The organism is Sphingomonas sp. AX6, assembly GCF_902506605.1.
Classification (GTDB): domain Bacteria; phylum Pseudomonadota; class Alphaproteobacteria; order Sphingomonadales; family Sphingomonadaceae; genus Sphingomonas.
This window is the reverse complement of record NZ_LR733979.1, coordinates 572,771-596,952: the sequence shown is the minus strand read 5'-3', so window position 1 is coordinate 596,952 and position 24,182 is coordinate 572,771. Positions and strand designations below refer to the sequence as shown.

The 24,182-nt window shown below is 64.7% G+C and carries 24 protein-coding genes; 11 read left to right on the top strand and 13 right to left on the bottom strand.

Features of this window, described 5'->3' with window-relative positions; translation table 11 throughout:
- Window positions 1-161: 161 nt before the first annotated feature.
- The 5 genes from ENHY17A_RS02930 (at window position 162) to ENHY17A_RS02910 (ending at window position 6,540) form a co-directional block, all read left to right on the top strand.
- A complete protein-coding gene (locus ENHY17A_RS02930; protein ID WP_159709914.1) occupies window positions 162-1,328 on the top strand; it encodes a dipeptidase in 1,167 nt (388 codons plus the stop codon).
- Between the two features lie 177 nt (window positions 1,329-1,505).
- Complete coding sequence (locus ENHY17A_RS02925) at window positions 1,506-2,438, top strand: bifunctional riboflavin kinase/FAD synthetase (RefSeq protein ID WP_159714065.1); 933 nt, start codon at window positions 1,506-1,508, stop codon at window positions 2,436-2,438.
- A gap of 157 nt (window positions 2,439-2,595) precedes the next feature.
- A complete protein-coding gene (ileS, locus tag ENHY17A_RS02920; protein ID WP_159709912.1) occupies window positions 2,596-5,613 on the top strand; it encodes an isoleucine--tRNA ligase in 3,018 nt (1,005 codons plus the stop codon).
- Complete coding sequence (gene lspA / locus ENHY17A_RS02915; protein ID WP_159709910.1) at window positions 5,610-6,128, top strand: signal peptidase II; 519 nt, start codon at window positions 5,610-5,612, stop codon at window positions 6,126-6,128. The genes ileS and lspA overlap by 4 nt, the downstream gene beginning before the upstream one ends.
- Window positions 6,121-6,540, top strand: coding sequence for a DUF3035 domain-containing protein (locus tag ENHY17A_RS02910; RefSeq protein ID WP_159709908.1), 420 nt, complete (start codon window positions 6,121-6,123; stop codon window positions 6,538-6,540). Before lspA ends, ENHY17A_RS02910 begins: the two co-directional genes overlap by 8 nt.
- A gap of 181 nt (window positions 6,541-6,721) precedes the next feature.
- On the opposite strand, the gene ENHY17A_RS02905 is transcribed toward ENHY17A_RS02910, so the two are convergent.
- The 4 genes from ENHY17A_RS02905 to ENHY17A_RS02890 form a co-directional block, all read right to left on the bottom strand.
- Window positions 6,722-7,489 (bottom strand): TorF family putative porin, encoded by a 768-nt coding sequence (locus tag ENHY17A_RS02905; protein ID WP_159709906.1) that lies wholly within the window; start codon window positions 7,487-7,489, stop codon window positions 6,722-6,724.
- Window positions 7,490-7,694: 205 nt separating this feature from the next.
- A complete protein-coding gene (locus tag ENHY17A_RS02900; protein ID WP_159709904.1) occupies window positions 7,695-8,156 on the bottom strand; it encodes a RidA family protein in 462 nt (153 codons plus the stop codon).
- A 40-nt stretch (window positions 8,157-8,196) separates the two neighbouring features.
- Window positions 8,197-8,820: an HAD family hydrolase gene (locus ENHY17A_RS02895; RefSeq protein ID WP_159709902.1), complete on the bottom strand. Its 624-nt coding sequence runs from the start codon at window positions 8,818-8,820 to the stop codon at window positions 8,197-8,199.
- The gene (locus ENHY17A_RS02890; RefSeq protein ID WP_159709900.1) at window positions 8,817-9,092 is read right to left on the bottom strand and encodes a DUF3572 family protein; all 276 of its coding nucleotides are present in this window, start codon (window positions 9,090-9,092) and stop codon (window positions 8,817-8,819) included. The genes ENHY17A_RS02895 and ENHY17A_RS02890 overlap by 4 nt, the downstream gene beginning before the upstream one ends.
- Window positions 9,093-9,184: 92 nt before the next feature.
- Here ENHY17A_RS02890 and ENHY17A_RS02885 point away from each other — a divergent pair, with 92 nt between their 5' ends.
- Window positions 9,185-9,547 (top strand): response regulator, encoded by a 363-nt coding sequence (locus ENHY17A_RS02885; RefSeq protein WP_159714064.1) that lies wholly within the window; start codon window positions 9,185-9,187, stop codon window positions 9,545-9,547.
- Between the two features lie 275 nt (window positions 9,548-9,822).
- On the opposite strand, the gene rpmG is transcribed toward ENHY17A_RS02885, so the two are convergent.
- Window positions 9,823-9,990, bottom strand: a complete 168-nt coding sequence (gene rpmG, locus ENHY17A_RS02880; protein WP_019516727.1) for a 50S ribosomal protein L33 — start codon at window positions 9,988-9,990, stop codon at window positions 9,823-9,825.
- Between the two features lie 213 nt (window positions 9,991-10,203).
- Here rpmG and ENHY17A_RS02875 point away from each other — a divergent pair, with 213 nt between their 5' ends.
- The 3 genes from ENHY17A_RS02875 (at window position 10,204) to ENHY17A_RS02865 (ending at window position 11,702) form a co-directional block, all read left to right on the top strand.
- A complete protein-coding gene (locus tag ENHY17A_RS02875) occupies window positions 10,204-10,527 on the top strand; it encodes a hypothetical protein (RefSeq protein ID WP_159709898.1) in 324 nt (107 codons plus the stop codon).
- A gap of 12 nt (window positions 10,528-10,539) precedes the next feature.
- Entirely contained in the window at window positions 10,540-11,106 is a 567-nt protein-coding gene (locus ENHY17A_RS02870) for a TMEM165/GDT1 family protein (RefSeq protein WP_159709896.1), read from the top strand.
- 104 nt (window positions 11,107-11,210) lie between these two features.
- Window positions 11,211-11,702 (top strand): Dps family protein, encoded by a 492-nt coding sequence (locus tag ENHY17A_RS02865; RefSeq protein ID WP_159709894.1) that lies wholly within the window; start codon window positions 11,211-11,213, stop codon window positions 11,700-11,702.
- 128 nt (window positions 11,703-11,830) lie between these two features.
- Here ENHY17A_RS02865 and ENHY17A_RS02860 read toward each other — a convergent pair whose 3' ends face one another.
- Window positions 11,831-13,354 carry a leucyl aminopeptidase gene (locus ENHY17A_RS02860; RefSeq protein WP_159709892.1) on the bottom strand — a complete coding sequence of 508 codons (1,524 nt, stop codon included), beginning with the start codon at window positions 13,352-13,354 and terminating at the stop codon, window positions 11,831-11,833.
- Window positions 13,355-13,463: 109 nt separating this feature from the next.
- On the opposite strand from ENHY17A_RS02860, the gene ENHY17A_RS02855 reads away from it, so the two are divergent.
- Complete coding sequence (locus ENHY17A_RS02855) at window positions 13,464-14,174, top strand: SDR family NAD(P)-dependent oxidoreductase (protein WP_159709890.1); 711 nt, start codon at window positions 13,464-13,466, stop codon at window positions 14,172-14,174.
- 151 nt (window positions 14,175-14,325) lie between these two features.
- Window positions 14,326-15,678, top strand: coding sequence for an MFS transporter (locus ENHY17A_RS02850; RefSeq protein ID WP_159709888.1), 1,353 nt, complete (start codon window positions 14,326-14,328; stop codon window positions 15,676-15,678).
- Between the two features lie 276 nt (window positions 15,679-15,954).
- On the opposite strand, the gene ENHY17A_RS02845 is transcribed toward ENHY17A_RS02850, so the two are convergent.
- The 7 genes from ENHY17A_RS02845 to ENHY17A_RS02815 form a co-directional block, all read right to left on the bottom strand.
- Complete coding sequence (locus ENHY17A_RS02845; protein ID WP_159709886.1) at window positions 15,955-18,039, bottom strand: glycoside hydrolase family 97 protein; 2,085 nt, start codon at window positions 18,037-18,039, stop codon at window positions 15,955-15,957.
- 142 nt (window positions 18,040-18,181) lie between these two features.
- Window positions 18,182-19,024 (bottom strand): RDD family protein, encoded by an 843-nt coding sequence (locus ENHY17A_RS02840; protein WP_159709884.1) that lies wholly within the window; start codon window positions 19,022-19,024, stop codon window positions 18,182-18,184.
- A complete protein-coding gene (locus ENHY17A_RS02835) occupies window positions 19,017-20,024 on the bottom strand; it encodes a stage II sporulation protein M (RefSeq protein ID WP_159709882.1) in 1,008 nt (335 codons plus the stop codon). The genes ENHY17A_RS02840 and ENHY17A_RS02835 overlap by 8 nt, the downstream gene beginning before the upstream one ends.
- Window positions 20,021-21,274 (bottom strand): DUF58 domain-containing protein, encoded by a 1,254-nt coding sequence (locus tag ENHY17A_RS02830; protein ID WP_159709880.1) that lies wholly within the window; start codon window positions 21,272-21,274, stop codon window positions 20,021-20,023. The genes ENHY17A_RS02835 and ENHY17A_RS02830 overlap by 4 nt, the downstream gene beginning before the upstream one ends.
- Entirely contained in the window at window positions 21,271-22,227 is a 957-nt protein-coding gene (locus ENHY17A_RS02825; RefSeq protein ID WP_159709878.1) for an AAA family ATPase, read from the bottom strand. The genes ENHY17A_RS02830 and ENHY17A_RS02825 overlap by 4 nt, the downstream gene beginning before the upstream one ends.
- Window positions 22,224-23,411 (bottom strand): hypothetical protein, encoded by a 1,188-nt coding sequence (locus tag ENHY17A_RS02820; RefSeq protein ID WP_159709876.1) that lies wholly within the window; start codon window positions 23,409-23,411, stop codon window positions 22,224-22,226. Before ENHY17A_RS02820 ends, ENHY17A_RS02825 begins: the two co-directional genes overlap by 4 nt.
- Window positions 23,408-24,070: a hypothetical protein gene (locus ENHY17A_RS02815; protein ID WP_159709874.1), complete on the bottom strand. Its 663-nt coding sequence runs from the start codon at window positions 24,068-24,070 to the stop codon at window positions 23,408-23,410. The genes ENHY17A_RS02820 and ENHY17A_RS02815 overlap by 4 nt, the downstream gene beginning before the upstream one ends.
- Window positions 24,071-24,182: the final 112 nt, after the last annotated feature.

Here is a 24,182-nt window from a genome sequence, read left to right as displayed (position 1 = left end):
TGCTATGCGCTGGCTTTATTCCGGGCTGGGCCTTTTCAACGATTGACCGCCTGCGGATTTCAGATCGCACGGCGCTTCGCGATGGCACGCTGCGGCGCAATCGCGACTGGACGCCGACCCTTGCCGAGCTACGATGGGAATCGGGAATGGGGGTTTGGTCGATGCGCAAATGGTTGTTCGGATTTGCCGCACTTGTTCTCGTCGCGGCGGGCATGTTCTTCCTGCTCGCGCCCGGCATGGCCGAGCGATCGATGAACAAGGTCGAGCCGACCGACCTGCCCGAGATCACGTTCGAAGCGCGGGAATTGCACGCGCGGCTCGCGATCGCCGACCTTCACGGCGATACGTTGCTGTGGAAGCGCAGCCTGCTCGACGCCGCGACACGCGGCCAGATCGATTTGCCGCGGCTGCAGGCGGGGAACGTAGCGCTTCAGGTCTTCTCCTCGGTCACCAAGACACCGAAGGGCCAGAATTACGACGCCAATTCCGCTGACACCGACAACATCACGATGCTGGCGGTCGGCCAGTTACAGCCGATCCGCACCTGGGGCTCGCTGCTCGAGCGCTCTTTATGGCACGCGACCAAACTCGACCGCCAGTCGCGCGCGTCTGAAGGCCAGTTGCGCGTGATCCGCAGCGCTGCCGATATCGATTCTTTGTTCGCCCAGCGGCGCGGCGGCGCACCGGTCACGGGCGCGCTGCTGTCGATCGAAGGATTGCAGAATCTGGAAGGGCGGCTGGACAATCTCGACCGGCTCCACGCCGCGGGTTTTCGCATGGCCGGGCTCACCCATTTCTTCGACAATGAAGTCGCGGGGTCGATGCATGGGGAAGCGAAGGGCGGGCTCACTCCGCTGGGGCGCCAGGTGGTCGCGCGGATGGAGCAACTGGGCATGGTCGTCGATATCGCTCATGCCAGCCATCAGTCGGTCGCCGAAATCTTGGGCGTGGCACGCCGTCCGGTCGTGTCCAGCCATGGCGGCGTACAGGCGACCTGCAACGTCAACCGCAACCTGTCCGATGCGGAGATTCGCGGCGTTGCGGCAACCGGTGGCGTGATCGGCATCGGTTACTGGGATGCGGCGGTGTGCGGCACCTCGCCCCGCCACATCGTCGATGCGATCACGCACGTTCGCGATCTGGTGGGAATCGATCATGTCGGGCTGGGATCCGATTTCGACGGCGCGGTGACCACCGGCTTCGACACCAGCCAGTTGGTCGCGATCACCCAGGAACTGATCGACCGGGGTTTCAGCGAACGCCAGATCGCGCAGGTGATGGGCGGCAATGTGTTGCGGTTGCTGAGGGCAGGGGTGGAGCCGCTCTAAATTCCTCCCCCATCGGGGGAGGTGGCAGCGCGAAGCGCTGACGGAGGGGGGCGAGCCATGAGACGCAGCGTGTGCGGCGAACCCCTCCACCAGCCTATGGCTGGTCCCCCGCCCCCGGTGGGGGAGGAATTGTTGGGACTTCCACCCCGCACCCCGCGCCCCTATAGCCGCGCCGATATGGAGCGGCTCGACGGCAACACCCCTATCCCCGACCATCTGGCGGGCGCGATCGTCGCGCTCGGCAATTTCGACGGGTTTCATGCCGGGCATCAGGCAGTCGCGGGCCGCGCGATCGACCGGGCGCGCGCCGAGAACCGCCCCGCGGTCATCGCGACGTTCGATCCGCATCCGATGCGTCATTTTCGGTCCGACACGCCGCCGTTCCGACTGACCACGCTCGACCAGCGCCAACGGTTGTTTGCCCAAGCCGGGGCCGACGCCATGCTGGTGTTCGCGTTCGATGGCGATCTGGCGAGCCTGCCCGCGCGCGCGTTCGCCGAACACCGGCTGGTTGAGCGCCTACGGATTGGCGGCGTGGTCACCGGCGCGGACTTCACCTTTGGCAAGGGACGCGACGGCGATGTCGATGTGCTCGCCGCGTTGGGCAGGGAAATGGGCTTCGGCGCGCAGACCGTCGCGCCGGTCGATGACGGCGCAGGCACCATTTCCTCCAGCCGCATCCGCGATTTCCTGACCGCAGGCGAACCGCGCGAGGCCGCCGCGCTGCTCACACGTCCCTTCGCGGTACAGGCGGTGGTGGAGCATGGCGCACAGCTCGGCCGCAAGCTTGGGTATCCGACCGCCAATATGCGGCTCGGCGCTTATCTGCGCCCGCGCTACGGCATTTATGCGGTGCGCGGGCGATTGCCCGACGGGCGCGCGTTGAACGGGGTCGCGAATCTCGGCATCCGTCCGACCATCGCAGGACAGGCGGAGGAATTGCTCGAGCCCTATTTTTTTGATTTCTCCGGCGATCTCTATGGTCAGAAGATCGAGGTCGAGCTGATCGATTTCCTGCGACCTGAGGCGAAGTTCGACGATCTGGATGCGCTGAAGGTTCAGATGGCGAAGGATTGCGATACGGCTCGGGCGGCGTTGAAAGAAGGTTAGTTCACGCAAAGGCGCAAAGGCGCGAAGTGAAGGGCATCGCGCAGAGGCGCGGAGAGGAAGGGGAGGCGCAGAGGCAGTTTGCGCCTTCGCGCCTTTGCGTGAACCGATAACCTTCCTTCTTCCCCCAAAGCCGAACACAAGCTAATCCCCGCCCCAAATGACCGACGAAACCAGCGCCCAACGCGATTACCGCGACACCGTCTTCCTGCCGAAGACCGACTTCCCGATGAAGGCGGGCCTCGCCGCCAAGGAACCCGCGATTCTCGATCGCTGGGCGCGGATCGGCGTGTATGATCGGCTGCGCGAACAGCGCCGGGGCCGCGAGCGCTTCATCCTCCACGACGGCCCGCCCTATGCCAATGGCGACATCCATATGGGCCACGCCATGAACAAGGTGCTGAAGGACATCGTCGTCCGCAGCCAGAGCCTGATGGGCAAGGACGCGCCCTATATCCCCGGCTGGGATTGCCACGGCCTGCCGATCGAATGGAAGATTGAGGAAGCCTATCGCAAGAAAAAGCTGAACAAGGACGAGGTGCCCCAGGCCGAATTCCGCGCCGAATGCCGCGAATATGCCGCCAACTGGGTCGGCATCCAGCGCGCGCAGTTCGAGCGGCTGGGCGTGATGGGCGACTGGGAAGACCCGTACCTCACCATGAACTACGCCAGCGAAGCGGTGATCGCGGGCGAGCTGCTGAAATTCGCGATGAGCGGCCAGCTCTATCGCGGCGCGAAGCCGGTGATGTGGTCCCCGGTCGAAAAGACCGCACTCGCCGAGGCCGAGGTCGAATATGAGGATGTGGTGTCGACCCAGATCGACGTCGCGTTCGAGATCTTCGACGCGCCGAACGCGCCGGAACTGGTCGGCGCGCATGCGGTGATCTGGACGACGACGCCGTGGACGATCCCGGTGAACCAGGCTTTGGCGTATGGGCCGGAAGTCAAATACGTCATTTGCCGCGTTTCTCCGACGGGTTCGGTATCCGGCGCCGTCGATCAGGATCTCAGTCAGCACGTTTCAGACAGCCAGAGAAACCACCCTTGGCACAATATCGAGCGGGTTGTTGTCGCTGAGCCGCTTGTAGCTGCCCTGCAGGCACGAGCCTCGAACGCCGAGTACGGAGTATGGTTGGATGTCGAAGCCGAGGTTTGGGGGGCGGACCTCGCCGGAGCCACCGCCCGCCACCCGATGCAGCATCTCGGCGGCTTCTTCGCTAAGCCGCGCCCCTTCCTTCCCGGCGATTTCGTCACCACCGACGCGGGCACCGGGCTCGTCCATATGGCGCCCGATCATGGCGAGGACGATTTCCTGCTGTGCAAGGCGAACGGCCTTGACCCCGTCTTCGCGGTGACCGGCGAGGGCAAGTATCGCGACGACTGGCTGTGGCTGGGCGGGCAGGGGAGCGTCATCAACCCGAAGTTCGTCGCGTCCGGCAACGGCGGCAAGCTGGAGGAAGGGCCGATCTGCCGCGACCTGCGGGAGGCGGGCGCGCTGCTCGCCGCGTCGGACGATTTCGCGCACAGCTATCCGCATTCGTGGCGGTCCAAGGCGAAGGTGATCTTCCGCGCCACGCCGCAGTGGTTCATTCCGATGGACCGTCCTGCCACCTCCGTCGCCCCAGCGCAGGCTGGGGCATCAGGCGATGGCGCGGAGCAGGAGCCGCTTGATATCCCGGCTTTCGCCGGGATGACGGGTATTGGCGTGACGGGTGGTGACAACCGTGCCGCAGGCAACGCCCCAACCTTGCGCAACCTCGCGCTCGACGCGATCGAGCACACCCGCTTCGTCCCCGCAAAGGGCCGCAATCGCATCCATGCAATGGTCGAGGGGCGCCCAGACTGGGTCATCAGCCGCCAGCGCGCCTGGGGCGTGCCGATCGCGCTCTACGTCAACCGCGCGACGGGCGATTACCTGCGCGACGAGGCGGTCAACGCGCGCATCCTCGCGGCTTTCCGTGAAGGTGGGGCCGACGCCTGGTATGCTGCCGACCATCAGGTACTGCTCGGCCCGGATTACGCCCTCGACGATTATGAGGTCGTCACCGACATCCTTGACGTGTGGTTCGACAGCGGTTCGACCCATGCCTTCGTGATCGAACAGCGTTACGGCGAAGGCGTCCGCGCCGACCTGTATCTCGAAGGCTCCGACCAGCATCGCGGCTGGTTCCAGTCGTCGCTGCTCGAATCCTGCGGCACGCGCGGGCGTGCGCCATACGGTGCGGTCCTGACCCACGGTTTCGCGCTCGACGGCAATGGGCGCAAAATGTCGAAATCGCTCGGCAACGTCGTCGATCCGCTGAAAATCATTGGTGAGAGCGGCGCGGACATATTGCGCATGTGGGTCGCCCAGACCGATTATTTCGAGGATGTGCGGATCGGCAAGGAAGTGCTGGCGGGGACCGGCGATGCGTATCGCAAGCTGCGCAACACCTTCCGCTACATGCTCGGCGCGCTCGACGGTTTCACCGATGCGGAAAGCCTGCCGGTCGAAAAAATGCCCGAGCTTGAGCTGTATATCCTCCACAAATTGGGCCAGCTTGACGTCGAGCTGCGCGCGGCGGCCGAGGCGTTCGAGTTCAACCGCTATATCCGCGCGCTGACCGATTTCGCGAACGAAGACCTGTCGGCCTTCTTCTTCGATATCCGCAAGGATTCGCTCTATTGCGACGCGGCCACCGATCCCAAGCGTCGCGCCTATCGCACCGTGCTCGATCACCTGTTCCACGCACTGGTCCGCTACGCCGCGCCGATCATCCCCTTCACTGCGGAAGAAGTGTGGCAGGCGCGCTTCCCGTCCGAAGACGGATCGGTGCATTTCCTCGAATGGCCCGATCTGCCCGCGCTACCCGGCGACGATGCGATCTCCACCGAATGGGAAGACGTTCGCCGGCTTCGCGAGCGCGTCACCGAGGCGATCGAGCCGCTGCGCCGTGAAAAGACCGTGCGATCAAGCCTGGAGGCCGAAGTCACCGTGCCGGACATGATCGAGGACGCCGACCTGCTCGCCGAAATCTTCATCGTTGCGAAGGTAGCCGAGGGCGGTGAGGACATCGCGGTCACCCGCACCGATCACAACAAATGCGGCCGCTGCTGGCGGCTGCTGCCCGACGTATCGGAGGACGGCGCGCTGTGCGGTCGCTGCGAAAGCGTCGTCGGACGGGAGATCGCGGCATGACCAGCAACGCACGCTTCGGTTTCGGCATCGCCGCGCTGATCTTCGGTATCGACCAGCTCATCAAATACATCGTCACCGAGCCGCTGGGCATCAGCTATCAGGGCGCGGTGATGGAGTTGCTGCCCTTCTTCGACCTGCGCTTCGTGCCCAATATCGGGGTGTCGCTGGGGCTGCTGCCCGCAAACAGCGACGCGATGCGATGGGGGCTGGTGGTGATGACCGGCCTGATCGCGGGCGGGGTCAGCATCTGGATGCTGCGTGAGAAGAATCGCTTCGACGTGCTGGCGCTGTCGCTCGTCCTGGGCGGGGCGCTCGGCAACATCGTCGATCGCGCGAGGTTCGGCTATGTCGTCGACTATGCCGACCTGCATTTCGGCGAGTGGCGGCCGTTCCTGATCTTCAACGTCGCGGATGCCGCGATCACCATCGGCGTCGTGATCCTGCTTGCCAGAGCGATCTTCGTGCGCGAAAAGCCCGAGACGGCCTCGGCCGATATGGAGAATTCCAATGCGTAAAGTTACTGTTCTTGCTTTGTCGGCTGGTGCCGTCGCCCTGTCGGGCTGCGCCTCGCTCGGCCTTGGCGACCGTCAGCGTCCCGACGAATTCGCGGTCGCGCGTCAGGCACCGTTGGTGATCCCGCCCGATTTCGGCCTCGCGCCGCCCCAGACGGGTGCGACTCGTCCGTCCGACGGCACCGCGCAGACCCAGGCGCTGCAAGCCCTGTTCGGTGGCCCTGCGCAACGTAGCGATGCCGAACGCAACGCCCTCAATGCCGCGGGCCAGACGACGGCTGAACCCGGCGTTCGCTCGGCGGTCGGCGATCCGCAGACCAATGTGATCGACAAGGGTCAAACGACCCGCGACATCATCGCGGCGCCCCCCGGCGACGGGCAGGCGACGCGCGTGACCACGCCCGGCGGCGAATAAGCCCGCTACTGACACACCAACAAACGAAAAGAGCCCGGAAGGACGATCCTTCCGGGCTCTTTTTGCGTGGCTTAACCTCAAACCCGTTCGCATTGAGCTTGTCGAAATGCTGTCCTTTCTTGCGTAGCCAAGAAGGACATTGCTTCGACAGGCTCAGCACGAACGGGTAGGGGATTACGCCTTAAAAGCTGAAACCCACATAGCCGATCACGGTCGAACCCCGACCCAGCGACTGCGCGAACTCGCCATCGTTCGAGATGTCGGTGTCGATATATTTCAGACCGCCGACGATCGGCCCGCCCGACCATTCGACGCCCGCCGACCAGTCCCAATAGACATCGCTCGAATCGATGTTGAGCAACGCTAGCGATCCTTCGCTGCGTCCGACATGCGCGTTGAGCGAGAAGGGCGTGGTCGGGATGCCGACGCTGGCATCGCCGTAAAGGTACAGATTGTCGTCCTTGCCACCGGTGAAGTCGAGCCCGTCCTGGCCACCCCAGGCATAGGCCGCGCCCACCTTCGTGCTGACCGGGCCGATCGAATAGGTGATCGCGGCATAGGGTTCGAAGAAGTCGGTTTGCGCACCCGATGCGGCATCGGGATACAGATAATAGAGCAGCCCGACGTCGAAGCCGACGCCGCTTGCCGTCTCTGTCGAATATCCGCCGAACAAGTTGGTTTCGGCCTCACCATAGCCGGGCAGCGAATCGTTGCTGATCGACGATGCCCAGCCACCGATATAGAAACCCGATTCGTGGTTCACGACGATGCCGGCCTGCGCGGCGGGGCCTTCGTCGGACTGAGTAATGCCGCGGAACCTGTAGTCGGAGGTCAGCGTGATGGTGCTGCTGACGGTGACGGGCTCGGGAACATCGGTATCCTGCGCAAACGCAGGCGTGGCAGTGGCGGCAAGCGCCAGAGCCGTCAGGCTGGGGGTATAGAAACGCATCGGAATCCTTTCGCAAAATCTAAAGCGACGATTCCCTCCTGTCGCAAGTCGGCTCGCGCGTCTGTCCGCCCATGGGCGCCGCACGCAATGTCGCTCGCAATTAGAAGATTGCCGAATTTCAGCGCACCGCACAATAAGATTTCGCTGCAACTGCGAAGAATTGTTACGGCTCTGTGGCGCTGCCGCAACAGGCAGGGGCCGTCAGTCAGGCGATCTCGACGATCGCATCCACCTCGACTGCGGCACCCAGCGGCAGGACGGGCACGCCCACTGCGCTGCGGGCATGACGCCCCGCATCGCCGAACAGGTGCTGCATCATTTCCGACGCCCCGTTTGCAACCTTTGGCTGATCGGTGAAGCTGGCGGCGGAGTTGACGAACACGCCGAGTTTGACGATCCGCTTGACGCGGCCAAGATCGCCCAGCGCCTTTTCGATCTGCGCGACGAGCATGAGTGCGCAGCGTTCTGCGGCGCGGACCCCGTAATCGAGATCGCGGTCCTCACCCAGCCGCCCGGTCATCAGCGCGCCGTCCTCGAACGGCAATTGCCCCGAAATATGGAGCAACCCACCTGCTTGGACAGCGGGAACATAGGCGGCGACGGGGGCGGCGGCTTGAGGCAGGGTCAGGCCACGTTCGGCGAGTTTTGCTTTGATCAGATCGGTCATGCGCCCTGCTCAACACGGGCGAGGGGGCGGGGTCAAGGGGTCAGGCTGCGGCAACTGCCTCTTCAAATCGTTCTTCGATCCACGCCTGCGCCTCACGCCAATCGTCGATGCGGGCGTGAGCGGTGGGTGCGGGCGGGATGTGCGGGGCGAGATCGGGCTCGCTCACCATGTGCAGGCGGTGGACGCCCGGCGCATGGCGCGCGACCGAATCGTGGTGGACCGCCAGGTCGTCGACGAACACCGTCACCGACGCGCCATGTTCGGCGACCAGCTTGGCCACCGGACCGCCCTTGCCACCCTGATTGCATTCGACGCGGTGGGCGATGCCGTACGCCGACAATTGTTCGATCCGCGCGTCGCGGCAATGATCCTTCAAATTGGTCAAGATGACGATGTCGGCGCGCTCGGCCAGCGTCGCCAGAGCCTCGCGCGCATGCGGCACCAAAGTCTGGCGCGCCATTTCGTCGGGGAAGAAACCGTCGAGCAGCCCCCACATCTCTTCGCGCGCCAGTTCGGGCGTGCCCGTACGCCGTCGCATCGACGTCGTGAAATCGCCGCCCGCCAGATTGAAGTCGATGTCGTGCGCCTCGTCCAGCCAGGTTCCGAAATGCCGCACCATGTGGAGCAGCACTTCGTCGCAGTCACAAATAAGCAGGGGTTTCACGCATCCTCCAATCGCTGGCGCGCCGCGACCAGCGCCAGCGGCGGATGCCCGATCGCATCGGCACAGGCAACCAGATCGGGTTCGTGCGATTCGAGAAACGCCAGCGTCGCGGCCAATACGGAGGGATCGGTCGCGCGCAGGCGAAGCTCATCCGCATCTAGTCCCGTCAGGGCCAGCAGCCGCTCGGCTCGCCCATTATCGGCTAAAATCCAGGCCAGCGCGAGCAGCGCGAGTGCCGATGCATCCATATCGTCAAGATTCCGTATTTTCATTTCGTCGTGCGCATGGTGCGCTTTGTCCTAGTGCAATGGCGACAGGTCCGCTATGGCGAGTCGGGGGTAGTTGCGTTTTGGGGGTCGAACACATCGTGGGGAAAGTGCTCGTTGTCGAGGACAACGAACTCAATCTGAAGCTGTTCAGCGATTTGCTGCGGGTTCATGGGTTTGCTGTAGAGCCGGTGCGTGACGGTCGCGAAGCGGTAAGCCGCGCGCGCGTGTTCGAACCGGACCTGGTCATCACCGATATTCAACTGCCGTTTCTGTCGGGCACCGATCTGATCCGCGCGCTGCGGGCGGATGCCAAGCTGAAGCCCGTGCCGGTCATGGCGGTCACTGCTTATGCTGGTCGCGAGGACGAGGAACGCGTGCGCGCGGCAGGGGCCAACGCCTATGTCACCAAACCGATTTCGCTCGCCCGCTTTATCGACGAGGTTCGCGCGCTGATGTGAGTCGCGTGGTGTCGGAACCGGTTTCGGCCCGACATCGACGTTGCATCCGACCAATGTCTAAGGCGACGTCGCGCTGCCGCGAAGGCAGGAATATAAAGATTTAGTTGGCGCGCGGCCAAACCCACTCCGTCACCCCGGCACTTCGGCCGGGTAGACTTGCAGCGATACAACCACAAACGCGAATCGGCCCGCCGCCACACCGGGAAATCGGTGGAGCAGGCGGGCCGAATCGATTCAGGCAGGCTGGTCAGGCGATCAGGATCGCCCGGACGCGCTTACTTGATCTTGGCTTCCTTGAAATCGACATGCTTGCGCACGACGGGATCATATTTGCGGAACGACAGCTTTTCGGTCTGGGTCCGCGGATTCTTCTTGGTGACGTAGAAGAAGCCGGTGTCGGCCGAGCTGACGAGCTTGATCTTGACGGTGGTCGGCTTGGCCATGACCCTTAACCCCTGGAACGATGAAAACTAAACTGTGAAAAACGGCAAAGAGCGGCGCGCGCAAACCGCGGCCGCCCAACAGAAGCGAGCCGATGCGATATCGCGCTTGCAAAGTCAAGTCGTCGGCACAGGACGTTCCATGCTTCATCCTTCGTTTACCATGTGGGCGCAAGATCGATCCTGCCCGCACTTTCGCGGGTTTGGGGGGTGAGCATGATGGCCGCCAGAGCAGTCGAACCGGCGATCGTTGCCGAACTATCCGCCCGTATCGACCTGATCGATGCGCGCGCCGACCATAGCCGACCGAACGATCTGGCATCCGAACTCGAATCGATTCGCAGGCTCGCGCACGCCAACGGCATCCAGCCCGCGGTGACCGTCATCCACGCCATCGATTCGGCACTGGCGCGCGGCGAACACCGGGCGATGATCCATGGCTGGTTGTCGATTCTGCGCGATGCCGTGGGATGCGACCGGCGCGACGCCGATGCCGACGCGGCCTTCGCTGCCGCCTGCATCGTCCGCTACGGCGGCTGATGCGCCGATAAGATGGACGCATTCCTACCGGTTCTGGTCGCGGCTGCGTTCGCCCAATTTTCCGACCGTGCGCCCATGCTCGCGGCGGTTCTCTCCGATCGCCACGCCGCGCCGCGCCGCGTGCTGCTGGCCTTTGCCGCCGCGCATCTTATCGGGTTCGCGCTGGCCGCGGGCGCAGGCCTCATCATGGCCAATGTGATGACGCCGGAGGCGCGCCGCCTGATCCTGGGCCTGGCCTTTCTGTTCGGCGCCTTCGGCATGGCTTGGCGGCAGGGACGGCTCGACCGGCTTGAGGGCTGGCGGATCGGGTCGATTGCTACCGCATTTCTCGGCGCGTTCATCCTCGCCTTCGGCGACCGCACCCAGTTTCTCGCGCTCGGCTTTTCGGCATGGAGCGCCAGTCCGGTGCTTCCCGCCATCGGTGCCACGATCGGCGCAATGATCCCGACAACCATCGCGGTGATGATGGGAGAGGCGGCCTGGGCGCGCCTGCCGCATCGCGGGGTCCGCTATGGGACCGCCGCCGTCTTCGCGCTGACCGGCATCTTGCTCGCGCTGTCCGCCTGGGGCCTGATCTAGCGCGTCGATCACCGAAACCGGTGAAACTTGTTAGGCACAAGCGGAGCCAATCGCCCGCACCCTCGTTACATTAGCGAACCGAATTCACGCTTATGGAGGGCATCATGACCAACGCCGCACTCGACACGCCGACCGATCTGAAGGCCAACGCGACCAAGACGGTGGCGCAGGCGCTGAACGGCATCCTCGCCGACAGCTATGCGCTGTATTTCAAGACCAAGAATTTCCACTGGCACGTCTCCGGCCCGCATTTCCGCGACTATCACCTGATGCTCGACGATCAGGCCACGCAGATATTGGCGACTACCGACGACATTGCGGAGCGCGTGCGCAAGACCGGCAACACGACACTACGGTCGATCGGCGACATCGCCCGGCATCAGACGATCAAGGACAACGACAAGGAGTTCGTGAAGCCGGAAGATATGTTGTCCGAACTGCGCGAGGATAACCTCAAGCTCGTCGAACTGCTGCGTGAAGCCAAGGACATCGTCGATGAGGCCAAGGACAATGCGACCAGCGGTATCCTCGACGACTGGACCGACCAGGCCGAGGAACGCGCCTGGTTCCTGTTCGAGGCCAGCCGCAAGGGGTGAGTGCGTAGCGACTACACCCCAAAATCGTTCGTGCTGAGTAGCGCTGCAGGCGCGTATCGAAGCACTGTTCTTCTTGGCTAAGCAAGAAAGGACAGTGCTTCGACAGGCTCAGCACGAACGGGTAAGGATTATTCCCCCGCGACCGGCTGGAAATTGCGCACGAACTGCTCCAGCAACCGCACCCCGAACGCATCGACCCCGGTTGGGGTCAGCGGACCGGAAATCCCGAACTGCATGCCCGCAATGTCGAGATGCGCGAACGGCGTGGCAGGCGTCACGAACGCGCCGATGAACGCCGCACCATAAGCCGCACCCGGTGCGCCGCCGCCGTCCGACACATTGGCATAATCGGCGAACTGCGACTTGATGCTCGCCGAATAGGCATCGGTCAGCGGCAGCCGCCAGACCTTCTCCCCGGTCGCGTCCGCTGCCACTTCCAACTGGTCGGCCAGTCCGTCGTTGCGCGCGAACAGCGCCGCGTGATCGGTTCCCAGCGCCGTAACCTTCGCCCCCGTCAGCGTCGCGATATCGACGATTGCGGCGGGTTTGAACTGGCGTTCGCCGTACGCCACTGCATCGGCCAGCACCATACGCCCTTCGGCATCGGTGTTGAGCACTTCGATGGTCTTGCCATTCATCGCGCGAACGATGTCGCCGGGGCGCGTCGCGGCGTCGCCGGGCATATTTTCGGCCAGCGCGGCGATTGCGACGACGTTGGTCTGTGCGCCCGATTTGGCGAGCGCATGGACCGTGCCGACGACCGCGGCGGCTCCTGCCATATCGCCCTTCATCCGCCACAGCCCCGACGCTGGCTTGATCGAAATCCCGCCAGTGTCGAACGTGATACCCTTGCCGGCGAGCACGATCGGCTGCGCGCTTGACCCCCTATAATGCACCACCAGCATCCGCGGCGGGCGCGCCGATCCCTTGCCAACCGACAGGATCGCGCCCATCCCCATCCGCTCCATCTGCGCTTCGTCCAGCACTTCGATGGTGACGCCCCGTGTGTTCGCAAACGCCTTGCGCGTCCGTTCGACGAAGCTTTCGGGATAGATGATGTTGGCGGGTTCCGAAATCAGGTCGCGCGCCAGTGCCACGCCGTCGGCGAGCGCCGCATTGCGCCGGTCCCAATTCGCACCGCCCGCACCGATCACGGTGATCGCGCCAGGCGCGGTCGCATCGGCGTCCTTCGCCTTGTACGTGTCGAACGAATAGCCCCCCAGACGCGCGCCAAGCGCCATTTCAGCAGCGGCACCTTCAGGTAGCCCACCCGCCGCAATCGCGACCGGGCCGGTCATGCCTTTGGTTTCGCGCGCTGCCACTGCACCCAATTGGTGCAGGTCGGTCGCGGCCAGCGCGTCGCTGCCGATGCCGACCACGACGATCGATCGATACCCTCCGGCAGCAGGGACGGTGACAGTCGATCCCTGATCGAAGTCGAATTCTTGCGCGGTCAGCGCCCGCGCCACCGCGTCGCGCGCGGCGGCATCCAGGCCGGGCACGCGGGCGGCGATATCGGCAGCGCTCGACAGCGGCAGGACCAGCGTGCCGGTGGTCGGCGCGGTCGCGGCGAATTCGACCATGCGCTGGGCATCGGCATCGACGGCGACGATCAGCGTCAGCGCGGCAAGCGGCAGTGCGATCAGTTTCATGTGACAATATCCCCTCAAATTCTCTGTCCCCTTCTTGGCGAAGCGGTTCCGTGCGAACAAGGGCGTTCGTGACGATCGCAACCGGTTGGCACGAGCAGGAGCGAGAAGAATGACCGGATCGGCAGTGGTGATCGGCGCAAGCGGCGGAATCGGCACGGCGTTGGTGCGCGCGCTGGTTGCCGACGCGCGCTACCCCGCCGTCCATGCCTTGTCGCGCCGCGGCGACGGGGGCGTGGACGGCGCGATACCGGGCACCATCGACCTGACGGACGAAGCGAGCATCGCCGCCACGTTCGATCGCATGGCAGGTGACATCGACCTGTTGCTGATCGCGAGCGGTATCCTGCACGATGGCGCGCGCCGACCGGAACGGTCCTTGCGCGAACTCGACGCCGACTGGATGGCGCGCAATTTCGCCGTCAATGCGATCGGCCCGGCGCTGGCGATCAAGCATGTCGCGCCCCGCCTGCCGCGCGATCGACGCAGCGTCGTCGCGGCGCTGTCGGCGCGGGTGGGGAGCATATCGGACAACCGCATCGGCGGCTGGTACGGCTATCGCGCGTCCAAGGCGGCGCTCAACATGCTCGTTCGCTCCGCTTCGATCGAAATCGCGCGTTCGCGGCCCAAGGCGCTGGTCGTCGGACTACATCCCGGCACCGTCGATACGGCGCTGAGTACCCCGTTTCAGACGGGCGTCCCCGCGGGCAGGCTGTTCACCCCCGAACGATCGGTACACGCCCTGTTGTCGGTGATCGACGGGCTGGACGTGGCCGCAAATGGGCACTTGTTCGCCTGGGACGGGCGTGAAATTCAGCCCTGATTCGCGGCGGTAAGACCAATGGCGCTGAGCCGCCTGCCCGAACGCCAGCGTACAAAGGCTGGCAATCGCCGATCTTCTGTTGCAAACCGCTGTGATTCGCGCGGCGGCAAACCGGCCTGACCGTTCGGTAAAATCGTTTCGGGGAGCGTGCATGACAGCCCAACGCCAATCGACCATCGGCGCATTCGCCGCGGTCACGACCTTGTTCTTCGCCTGGGGGTTCATCACCTCGCTGATCGACCCGTTGGTCGCCGCAGTGAAGGGCGTGTTCAGCCTGAGCGATTTCCAGGCGCAGCTTTCGGCCTCGGCCTTTTTTATTGCCTATGGTCTGGTATCGCTACCGGCGGCGGTGCTGGTCGCGCGCAAACGCGCCGCGCCGTCGATCCTGATCGCGCTGGCGATGATGATCGTCGGTTGTCTGGTGATGCTGGCGGCGGCCAATGTCGCGGTCTATGCGCTGGTGCTGCTCGGCCTGTTCATCCTGGCGGCGGGGATCACGATCCTCCAGGTCGCTGCCAATCCGCTGGCGGCGGCGCTGGGCGATCCGAAATACAGCCATTTCCGCCTGACGCTCAGCCAGACCTTCAACAGCCTGGGTACGTTCATCGGCCCCTATATCGGCGCGGTGCTGTTCCTTGAGGGGCTTGAAGTTCAGGAAGGCGAAGTCGTCAGCGAAGCCGCGCGCGCGAACGCCCTGATTGGCATCGACATCGCCTATTTCTGGCTCGCCGGCCTGATCGTCATGCTGTTCGTGTTCTTCATGCTGCAAAAGAAGCGCGTCGATGCGGTCGCCCCGCCGATCGGCGATCCGCGCGTCGGCATCGCAGAGACGCTGCGCGATGCGCTGTCGTCACGCTGGGCGCTCCTCGGCGGTGCGGCGATCTTCCTCTATGTCGGCGCCGAAGTCGCGATCGGCACCCAGATGGCGTTGTTCCTCAATTCACCCGAAGTCTGGGGCCAGTCCGATGCCCCCGGCACGGTCGGAGCGCTCGCCCGTTTCATGGCGCTCGATTCGACGCCCGGTGTTTCGTTACAAGAGGCGGGCAAGGCGGTGTCGCTCTATTGGGGCGGGGCGATGGTCGGCCGTATCATCGGCACTGCACTGCTCGCGCGGGTCCATGCCGCCACGCTGCTGACGATCTTCACCGCGATCGCCGCGGCGATGTGCGTGTATATCTTCGGCGTCGGCGGTGTGCCCGCGGGTTTCATCGCGCTGGGCATCGGCCTGTTCAACTCGATCATGTTCCCGACCATCTTCACCCTGACGCTGGAACGCTCGAGCGCCAGTGCGGCGGCAACCTCGGGCTTCTTGTGCACCTGCATCGTCGGCGGCGCGGTGATCCCGCCGGTCGTCGGGCTGGTGTCGGGCGCGACCGGATACGGCTTCGCCTTCGTGGTGCCTGCGATCTGCTACGTGCTGATCTGCCTGTTCGCGATCTCGGCCAAGCGCGCGCCGATCCATGCGATCGGCGATGGCGAACGCGTGGTTGCCGCCGGACACTGATCGCTTCGGCAGACGTGCAAACGAAAAGGCCCGGCAGCGATGCCGGGCCTTTTTGGTTTTTGCTCACACGAAGGCACGAACAAGTAAGAAGGAGTGGTTCGCGCAAAGGCGCAAAGAGGTTTCGCTTGCCGCGATAGCGGCCTTCCAATCACCAACCGACGCAGCGCGGCACGCGCTTGAGATAAAGCCGCTACGCGGAAAGCTGCACAGCCTCTTGGCGCCTTCGTGCCTTTGTGTGCGCAAAAAAAGGGCGGACCGAAGCCCGCCCTGGCAACCTCATCCCACCGGCACCATCCGCACTGCCGTACCCCCACCGGGGGCGAGCCGTATGTCCAGCGTATCCCCCTTGCGCACGTTGCGCTGCTCGATCCGGATCGAATGCCGCTTGTCCGTCCGGTAATCCGCATCCTCGCCGTCGCGGTAGATTTCCGCGCGGTAAGTGCGCCCGGCATCCAGAAAGTCGAGCTTCACGCTCGACCGCCGGGCCTGTTCGTCGCCGACCGCACCCAGATACCAGCCGTCGCCGCCGCGTTCCTTGCGAACGATCGTCGCGTAATCGCCGACCTCGCCGTTCGGCACGATCGTGTCCGACCAGTCCGCGGGGACGTCCTTGATGAACTGAAACGCTTCAGGATATTTCGCGTAATTCTCTGGCAGATCCGCTGCCATCTGCTGTGGCGAATATAGGACGACATATTGTGCCAATTGCTTGGCGATGGTCGACAGGATCGGCGTCCCGCCCTTGCCCTCCAGGCTCAGCACGCCCGGTGTGAAGTCGAACGGTCCCGACAGCATCCGCGTGAAGATCAAATTCGCTTCGTGATTGGGCAGATTCTTCGGCTCGCCCCAGGCGTTGTATTCCTGTCCGCGCGCGCCTTCGCGCGTGACCCAGTTGGGATAGGTGCGGCGCAGGCCGGTGTCCTTGATCGGCTCGTGCGGATTGACCGATACCTTGTGCTTGGCCGCGATCCTGACGATGTTGAGATGGTGGTTCGACGCATACTGGCCGTCGTGCCATTCCATCATCAGCTTGCCGTCGGGGCCGACCCGCCGCGCGCTGCCTGCGTCTGCGACATAACCCGTTTTGACGACCTCGATCCCGTTCTTCGCGGCATAGGCATAGGCGCGGTCGGCCTGGCGTTCGTAATGCGTCATCGAACCGCCGGTTTCGTGATGCCCGACCAGGTGAACACCCTTGGCCGTCGCGTAACGGCTGAGTTCGGTCATATCGAATTGCGGGATGGGCTTTGCGAAATCGAACGCATCGCCATTGCCGAACCAGTCGCTGTTCCACCCGACGTTCCAGCCTTCGACCAGAACGCCGTCGAAGCCGCTATCTGCCGCAAAATCGATGTAGCGCTTTACGTTGTCCGTCGTCGCGCCGACCTTCGGGCCGCCCCAACTGGTCTGGTCGAGGTGCAGTTCCCACCACACGCCGACATATTTGCCGGGCTTCACCCAGCTGACGTCGCCCAATTTGTTGGGCTCGTTGAGGTTCAATTCGAGCTGCGACATATAGAGGTCCGGCGCGGAGTCGGCGATCCGCATCGTCCGCCACGGCGTGGTGAAGGGCGTGTTGCGAACCACCTTCGGACCCTTGGCCGCTGGCGACAGATGCGCGCGGAATTTCGTCCCCTCGACCCGGCGCATCCACATCCCCGAATAATCGACCAAAGCCGCTTCGTGGAAGGCGATATGCGTGCCGTCTTTGAACCGCACCGTGATCGGCGTGTGCGCGGTGCCGACGCCCGAGATCGGCGTCTTGTTGTAGAGATATTCGTAGCGGTTCCACTCGCCGCCGGGAATCCACCATGCATCGCCATCCTCGGCGACTGCGAATTCGGTCAGCTCGTCGGTGATATTGACGGTCTTGAGGTTCGGCTGGTCGGGGATCTCATAGCGAAAGCCAACCCCGTCGTCGAAGATGCGGAACGTGACATCCATCACCCGCGCCAACGCGGTGGTTTCCTTCAACCGCACCTTCAGTTCGACATGATTGTCGCGGACATTTTGCCATTCGCCCCAAGGCTGTTCCCATGTCGTGTCGCGGCTAAGCGTCGTGCGGTTCTCGATCGCGAAGCGGCGCTGCAATTTGGGCGCGTCCGCCAACAGGAAGCCGAGTGCGGACTGCGCGATGATCGGCTTGCCCGCGCGGGTTACCCAGTAATGCGGACGGCCCTCGTTATCGATAACAAGCGTGACCCGAATTTGTCCGTCGGGCGACGTTGCGCTGGCCATCCGTTCGGGCGGCACCGGCGCGGCCGCCGGTCCCTGGTCGATTTGCGCAAGCGCGGGGCTGGCGATGGTCATCGCCGCAAGCGGCAAAAGGGTGCGGATCACTCGTTCACTCTCCCTGGTCATTGTGTCGATTGGTCAGGCCTATCTGTTCACGCGCCAAGGTCGATAATCAACCCCGAGTGTGGCGGCAGCATCTGCGGTGTCGCGTCATCGACCGCGATCAATACGCGATTGGCGTGCGCGCCCTCTCCCGGAGGGCGAGGCGTTAAGTGGTATCGAACTTGTCGATCTTGCGGCGTCCCATCAGCAATCCGCCCTCAAGCTCGACGCGCAGCGCTGCGTAGTAGGCATCGAGGAACAAACGGTCGTCGCCCCAGTCGGTCCGTCCCAGCTTCCCCCGGATGGTCGTCGCCACCGCTTCGATCGCTTTTTCGTCGTTTCGGCGCAGCACCGCTTCGAGTTTCTGGAGTTCGAATGCGCCGTAAACGGCGAGGTCCTCGGCGCTGAATCGCGGCGCGTCGTCAGTCTCGGTCACGCGATCGAGCAGGTCGATGCCGATCTTGTGCCGCTCATGTTCGACGACCCAGGTGCCCGCGACGATATCGCCGCCGCGCAGGCGGTCGCGGTTGCACAGCGGCAATGCCACGAACAACAGGCACCAGCCGAGCGCGAACCAGCCCGCCGCATTGTCGGTCCCGATCGCATAGAGCATGGTGAGGAGGGGGAGCATCAACTCGATCTCGCGCATCAAATTGCGGGCCACCACCGCGCCGGTCGTCAGCCGCCCGCCGTCACGCGCAACGACGCGCAATTTCACCAGTCGCTTGCCGATCGTCGCGGCGCGCGCGCCGCTTTCGAAGGCGATGAAATAGAAATTCCGAAGCGTGAAGAAGCCCAGCATCCAGATGATCTGGACCAGGTTTTGCGCGGTGCCGGTCTGCGCCAGCGACACCGCTCCCCAGGTCAGCAGCGCCAGGATGACCACCATCAGCAACAGGTCGATCAGCAATGCGCCCGCGCGTGCCGATACGCTCGCCAGGCGGATGTCGAGCCGCACGCCCTCCGGCGTCACCAGTGCGCGGTCCAGGGTGCGAGGCGGCCTAGCCATGATCGCGCGCGCTGCGCTGTCCGTAGAAATAGACCGTCCAGAACGCGAGCATCACGATCCCGACCGCATAACGCGGCAAATCTTGGCTGATCAGCTGACGTCCGAACCCTTCGAGCAGTCCGGCGACGACCATCATCGCGACCACGCCGATCATCACCTTTGCGCTGCGCCGTCCGGCATCCGACGCCGCCGCCATCCGCGTGCGATCCCCCGGAAAGGCGACCGCGCGCCCGATATGCAGACCTGCCGCACCCGACAGGATGATCGCCAATATCTCGGTGGTGCCGTGGATCATCAGCCATCCGGTCAGGTTCGGTCCCAGTCCGTGCGGCACGAAGGCTGCATAGAACGCGCCGATCAGCGCGCCATTGGCCGCGATCAGCAACAGGGTCGGCACGCCGAACGCAAAGCCCAGCGCAAATGCCAGGATCGCCACCCCGGCATTGTTGGTGAACAGCATCGTCGCGAACACCTCCAGCCCGCCGCCTTCGGGCGGATCGTATAGCGTCGAACGGAGATAGTCGGCGCTCGCCTCCATATCGCGTCCGCTGGCCATGTCGGCGGACACGATGCCCCCGAACCATTCGGGGTCGGCGGTGACGAGGAAATAGCCGCCGAGCGCGCTGGCGAAGAACAGCAGGGCGACGACCAGCGTCTCGGGCACGATCGCGCGCACGGCACCGGGCAGCCCGCGTGCGGCAAAGCTGCGGAGCTTTGCCCCCCAAGGCTCGCGCGCCGAATAGAGGATGAAATAGGCGCGTCGGCTGAGCGACTCCAGATAGGCGATAAGGGCTGCGTCGAGTGAGGTTTCGCGCGCGATCGACAGCGCCGACAGCGTCGCGCGGTAGAGCCGCGGCAAATCGGTCAGGTCGTCGTCGGACAAGCGCCGCGCCGATCCTTTCTCGACCCGGTCGAGCAATGCCTCCAGCCGCGACCAATCGGCCTCGCGCTCGGCGCGGAACAGCGCGGCGGAAAAAAGCGGGCGGGCAGCGTCGGTCATGCGCGTTCCCGCAACGTCAGATAGCGTTCGACCAGCGCCAGCGGCATCGCATCGGGTGCCGCCTCGACCACGTCGATCCCCAGCCGCTTCAACCGTTCGATCACGATGCGGCGTTCGCGCAGCAGCGTGGCCGCGACATTGGCGCGCGTGATGTCGTCGGCAGCCTGGGGATAGGCAGTCGCGATATCGTCGAGCTCGGTGTCCGCGAACAGGACGAAGACCACCCGGTGTCGCCGGACCATCCGGCGCGCCGCTGCGATCATCAGTTCGGCGCTGGTCGGATCGGTGAATTCGGTGAACAGCAGCACGATCGATCGGCGCTGCAATCGCTGGTCGAGCGTCACCAGGGACAATGTGTAGTTCGCCTCCTCGGCGGCATAATCGATCTCGGCAGCGGCGCGGTGCAGCTGGGCAAAGGCGCGCATCCCCGCCAGATTGCCGCTATCGATACTGGGCCGCCCGGCAAAGCCGAACAGGCGAACATGATCGCCCGACCGCAGCGCGACGAATGCCGACAGCAATGCGGCGGACACGGCGCGGTCGATGCGCGGCACGTCGCCGACCGGATCGCTCATCGCGCGACCAGCATCGATCGCGAACACCAGATTGTTGGCACGCTCGGTGCGGTATTCGCGGGCGAGCAGCGAGAGATGCTTGGCCGATGCCTTCCAGTCGATCGCGCGCCGCGCCATGCCGGGCTGAAACTCGGTCAGCGCCTGGAATTCGTTGCCGTCGCCCGCTTCGGGCCGCATCCGCAGGCCGTGTTGCTGCGCGCGCAGGAACTGCTTCATGCCCTGTTCGCGCACCGCGCGCAGATTGGGGAGGATCGCGACGCTGCCTTCGCCGCGTGCGCGTTTCTGTCGCCATGCCAGCCCCAACGGCCCCGCGCGCCGCGCCCATGCGGCGTTCAGCCGTGCCGTACCACGACGCGTCGCGCGGTAGGTCGTCCGATCGGCGGGTTCGGCAGGTGGGCCGAGATCGCCCGCGAATGCGCTTCGCTGAGCATCGCCGCCCACCAGCGAGGGACGCACGTCGAACCGATCGCCGACCCCGACAACGCCCGGCATATCGACCGCCAGCGTGCCGGCGATCGGGCGTGCCATCACCGCATCGACGACAGTCAGCGCGACGATCAACAGAACCCATAACAAGGCCACTGCCCAGCCGCCCGGCGACGCCACGCCGATGACCAGCCCGGCGGGCGCGCCGAGCGCGGCAAGCACCACCGCACGCTGGGTGGGATAGATCAACGCGGCGCTTCCGTCGCGTCGATCAGTTCGGCGACGATGTCGTCGATCCGTCGCCCGTCGATTTCCGCCGAGGGCGACAGGATCAGCCGGTGGCGCAGCAATGCGGGTGCCAGCGCCTTCACATCGTCGGGGATGACGTAATCGCGCGCGTCGAGCGCTGCCGCCGCTCGCGCCGCCCCCGCCAGCGCCGCCGCCGCCCGCGACGATGCGCCCGATGTCAGGTCGGGATGCAACCGCGTGGCGCGGACCAGCGCCACGACATAATCGATCACTTCATCCGCCAGCCGCACTTCTGCCACCGCGTCGATCGCAGCGGCAATCTGCGCGGCGTCGGCGACTGCCCCCACGCCGCTTTGCTCCGGCCGGGGCGTGCCGCTGCGCGTGCCGTACCGCGCGACGATCTGGCGCTCGGCATCGGCATCGGGATAATCGACCGAGAGTTTGAACAGGAAGCGGTCGAGCTGTGCTTCGGGCAGCGGATAGACGCCCTGCTGTTCGATCGGGTTCTGCGTCGCGATCACGGTGAAGCGATCCGACAATCGCTCGGTCCGCCCGTCGAGCGTGATGCTGCGTTCCTGCATCGCCTCCAGCAGCGCGGCTTGCGTCTTGGGCGGGGTGCGGTTGATTTCATCCGCGAGCAGGATTTCGCAGAATACCGGCCCGCGCGTCAGTTCGAACTGGCTGGTCTGGAAATTGAACAGGTTCGATCCGATCAGGTCGCCGGGCATCAGATCGGGGGTGAACTGGATGCGCCCGAAATCGAGATGAAGCGCGCGCGCAAAGCTCTGCGCGAGCAACGTCTTGGCCGTGCCCGGCGGGCCTTCCAGCAGAACATGCCCCATCGACAAGAGCGCGATGCTCAGGAAGCGGACGGTGGGCGCCTGGCCGATCACGGCCTTTGCGACCTCATCCTCGATCGCGCGTCCCAGCGCGGCGACGTCTTCAACCTTCATCCCTGAACTTCCCTTTGCCAATCGTGCATGTCGCGCGCCGCATTCAGCAGCGCGGCTTCGGTACGGGCGGCGCGTAGCCGCCGGTCGATCTCGCTATAGCGCCGCGTCGGATGACGCGCGTCAAACCAGGCATCGAGCGCATCGCCATCGAGCGCGGGCGGGGCGTGCAGTCGCGTTCGCATCCGCTCTCGAAACGCATCGGCATAGGCGCTGCCGCCGCCCGTGACTCGCCCGGCGGCGCGAGTCAGATTGGCGATGTTGTCGATCAGCGCAGCCTTTCCGAACGCGACCGTGCGCGCTTCGCGGCGCACGGGTCCAAACCGGTTGGCGCTGGCGAGACCGGCGAGCAAGGCGGCGGCGAACACCGCGATCGTGACGGCAAGAAAGGGCGGGGTAAACATCAACTGGATCAGGTTGCGCTCGTCCGCACCCTTGGGCAACGATAGGTCGAATGCGATCTCGGTCGGTCCGGACAGTTCGGACAATTCCCCGAACAACCGGATCGCCGCTGCAGCGTTGGCAGCCGATTTCATTCCGATATTGTTGATTAGGTCGGGGTCGGTCATCAAATACACCTCGCCCGGATGATCGGTCAGGATGACGACGGTGTTGCGCGCCTCGGTTTCGTTGAACGGATCGAGTGGGGTGGCCTGCACGGTGGCGGGGAGGACGAACCCTTCCGGTCCAAGCGTTTCGGCTGGACCGGTTCGACCGATGGTCGACCGCATCCCGTCATCGACCTGAGGAAAGATCGCGTTGATCGATCCGATCGGCAGCAGGCCGTGTCCCTCTGCCCAGTCGCTATTCCCCTCGGCAGGGGAAACCGCCCATTTCGGCAGCACGACCAAGGTCGCAAGTTCGGATGACGAGCGATAGGTGATGATGTCGGTAATCTGTTCGGGGGTGGTATCGACCCGCGGCGTCAGGATCAGCAGGCCGGGATGATCCCAGTCGCCGATCGCATCGCCGTCCTCACCCGCCAGATCCAGCCGCTCGACCAGATCGCGCACGCCGGCGAACCCGATCGCCGCGCGCGAGGTAGCGCTGGGATGCAGCGGATTGGCCGGCGTCAGCGCATTGCCGAACCCGCTGATCAGCAGGAAGCCGAGCATCAGCAACACGCCAAGCGCGATCAGTACGCTAAGCGCGCGACCTCCGAACGGTGCAGCGGCGGAAGCGCTCATGGCGTGCCCAGCGCGATTGCGGCATAATCGGCGCGAGCGTTTTCCCAATCGGTTGCGCCGAGCCGGTGACCGGCAAACAGGCTGCGTTCGACCGCCGCGACCAGACGTTCGAACACGCCGCGCGCTGCGCCCGGCAAGTCGGGCGCAGCGGCGATGTCGCGCGCGGTCAGGGCAGGGGCGAGCCGGTCACCGCGCCACGCCTCAATATCATCGATGCTGCGCAGCAGGACCAGGTGGACCGCCGCATCATAATCCCCGGCTTGCGCCAACGCATCGGCATCGGCGAGCAGCGCGCGGGCGCGGTTCTGTTCGGGCATCCATTCGCCGCCGTCTGCCTCATCAACGTCGCGCGGTCGCCCCGTCCAGCGGTCCAATACCCATGCGCGCAGCGGCGGCACCAATGCCACGATCAGCGCGACCACGGCCAGCACGATCAGCCCCCAGAAGATCACCCGCCACACCGGCCCCAATTCGGATAGCCAGTTGAACAGCGCGAGCAACCAGTCGGGCGGCGGCTCCTCAACCGGCGGGTCGGCGAGATCGAACTGGATGGTGTCGTCGGCTCTCACCGCATCGTGTGCGGTCGCAATCGCGGCGGGATCGACTTCGGGTGGCGCGGTATCCGCGCTTTCCTCCGGCAATCGACCCTGAAACGCCATTCACCCCCCGACCGTCCGGTCGCGACGACTGGAGCAAATCAGCGCTTTGCACGCAACGCCTTTCGCGCTTACCCTAGGGGAAAGGGCAGCGCGTGGTTCGATGGCCGCGCTC

Bases quoted from the DNA above. Each gene is read 5' to 3' on its own strand.
- ENHY17A_RS02850 (WP_159709888.1), top strand. From the start codon at position 14,326: ATGACAGCCCAACGCCAATCGACCATCGGCGCATTCGCCGCGGTCACG.
- lspA (WP_159709910.1), top strand. From the start codon at position 5,610: ATGACCAGCAACGCACGCTTCGGTTTCGGCATCGCCGCGCTGATCTTC.
- ileS (WP_159709912.1), top strand. From the start codon at position 2,596: ATGACCGACGAAACCAGCGCCCAACGCGATTACCGCGACACCGTCTTC.
- ENHY17A_RS02855 (WP_159709890.1), top strand. From the start codon at position 13,464: ATGACCGGATCGGCAGTGGTGATCGGCGCAAGCGGCGGAATCGGCACG.
- ENHY17A_RS02840 (WP_159709884.1), bottom strand. From the start codon at position 19,024: ATGGCTAGGCCGCCTCGCACCCTGGACCGCGCACTGGTGACGCCGGAG.
- ENHY17A_RS02930 (WP_159709914.1), top strand. From the start codon at position 162: ATGCGCAAATGGTTGTTCGGATTTGCCGCACTTGTTCTCGTCGCGGCG.
- ENHY17A_RS02900 (WP_159709904.1), bottom strand. From the start codon at position 8,156: ATGACCGATCTGATCAAAGCAAAACTCGCCGAACGTGGCCTGACCCTG.
- ENHY17A_RS02890 (WP_159709900.1), bottom strand. From the start codon at position 9,092: ATGAAAATACGGAATCTTGACGATATGGATGCATCGGCACTCGCGCTG.
- ENHY17A_RS02865 (WP_159709894.1), top strand. From the start codon at position 11,211: ATGACCAACGCCGCACTCGACACGCCGACCGATCTGAAGGCCAACGCG.
- ENHY17A_RS02875 (WP_159709898.1), top strand. From the start codon at position 10,204: ATGATGGCCGCCAGAGCAGTCGAACCGGCGATCGTTGCCGAACTATCC.
- ENHY17A_RS02860 (WP_159709892.1), bottom strand. From the start codon at position 13,354: ATGAAACTGATCGCACTGCCGCTTGCCGCGCTGACGCTGATCGTCGCC.
- ENHY17A_RS02925 (WP_159714065.1), top strand. From the start codon at position 1,506: ATGGAGCGGCTCGACGGCAACACCCCTATCCCCGACCATCTGGCGGGC.
- ENHY17A_RS02815 (WP_159709874.1), bottom strand. From the start codon at position 24,070: ATGGCGTTTCAGGGTCGATTGCCGGAGGAAAGCGCGGATACCGCGCCA.
- ENHY17A_RS02910 (WP_159709908.1), top strand. From the start codon at position 6,121: ATGCGTAAAGTTACTGTTCTTGCTTTGTCGGCTGGTGCCGTCGCCCTG.
- ENHY17A_RS02825 (WP_159709878.1), bottom strand. From the start codon at position 22,227: ATGAAGGTTGAAGACGTCGCCGCGCTGGGACGCGCGATCGAGGATGAG.
- ENHY17A_RS02870 (WP_159709896.1), top strand. From the start codon at position 10,540: ATGGACGCATTCCTACCGGTTCTGGTCGCGGCTGCGTTCGCCCAATTT.
- ENHY17A_RS02820 (WP_159709876.1), bottom strand. From the start codon at position 23,411: ATGAGCGCTTCCGCCGCTGCACCGTTCGGAGGTCGCGCGCTTAGCGTA.
- ENHY17A_RS02845 (WP_159709886.1), bottom strand. From the start codon at position 18,039: ATGACCAGGGAGAGTGAACGAGTGATCCGCACCCTTTTGCCGCTTGCG.
- ENHY17A_RS02835 (WP_159709882.1), bottom strand. From the start codon at position 20,024: ATGACCGACGCTGCCCGCCCGCTTTTTTCCGCCGCGCTGTTCCGCGCC.
- rpmG (WP_019516727.1), bottom strand. From the start codon at position 9,990: ATGGCCAAGCCGACCACCGTCAAGATCAAGCTCGTCAGCTCGGCCGAC.
- ENHY17A_RS02905 (WP_159709906.1), bottom strand. From the start codon at position 7,489: ATGCGTTTCTATACCCCCAGCCTGACGGCTCTGGCGCTTGCCGCCACT.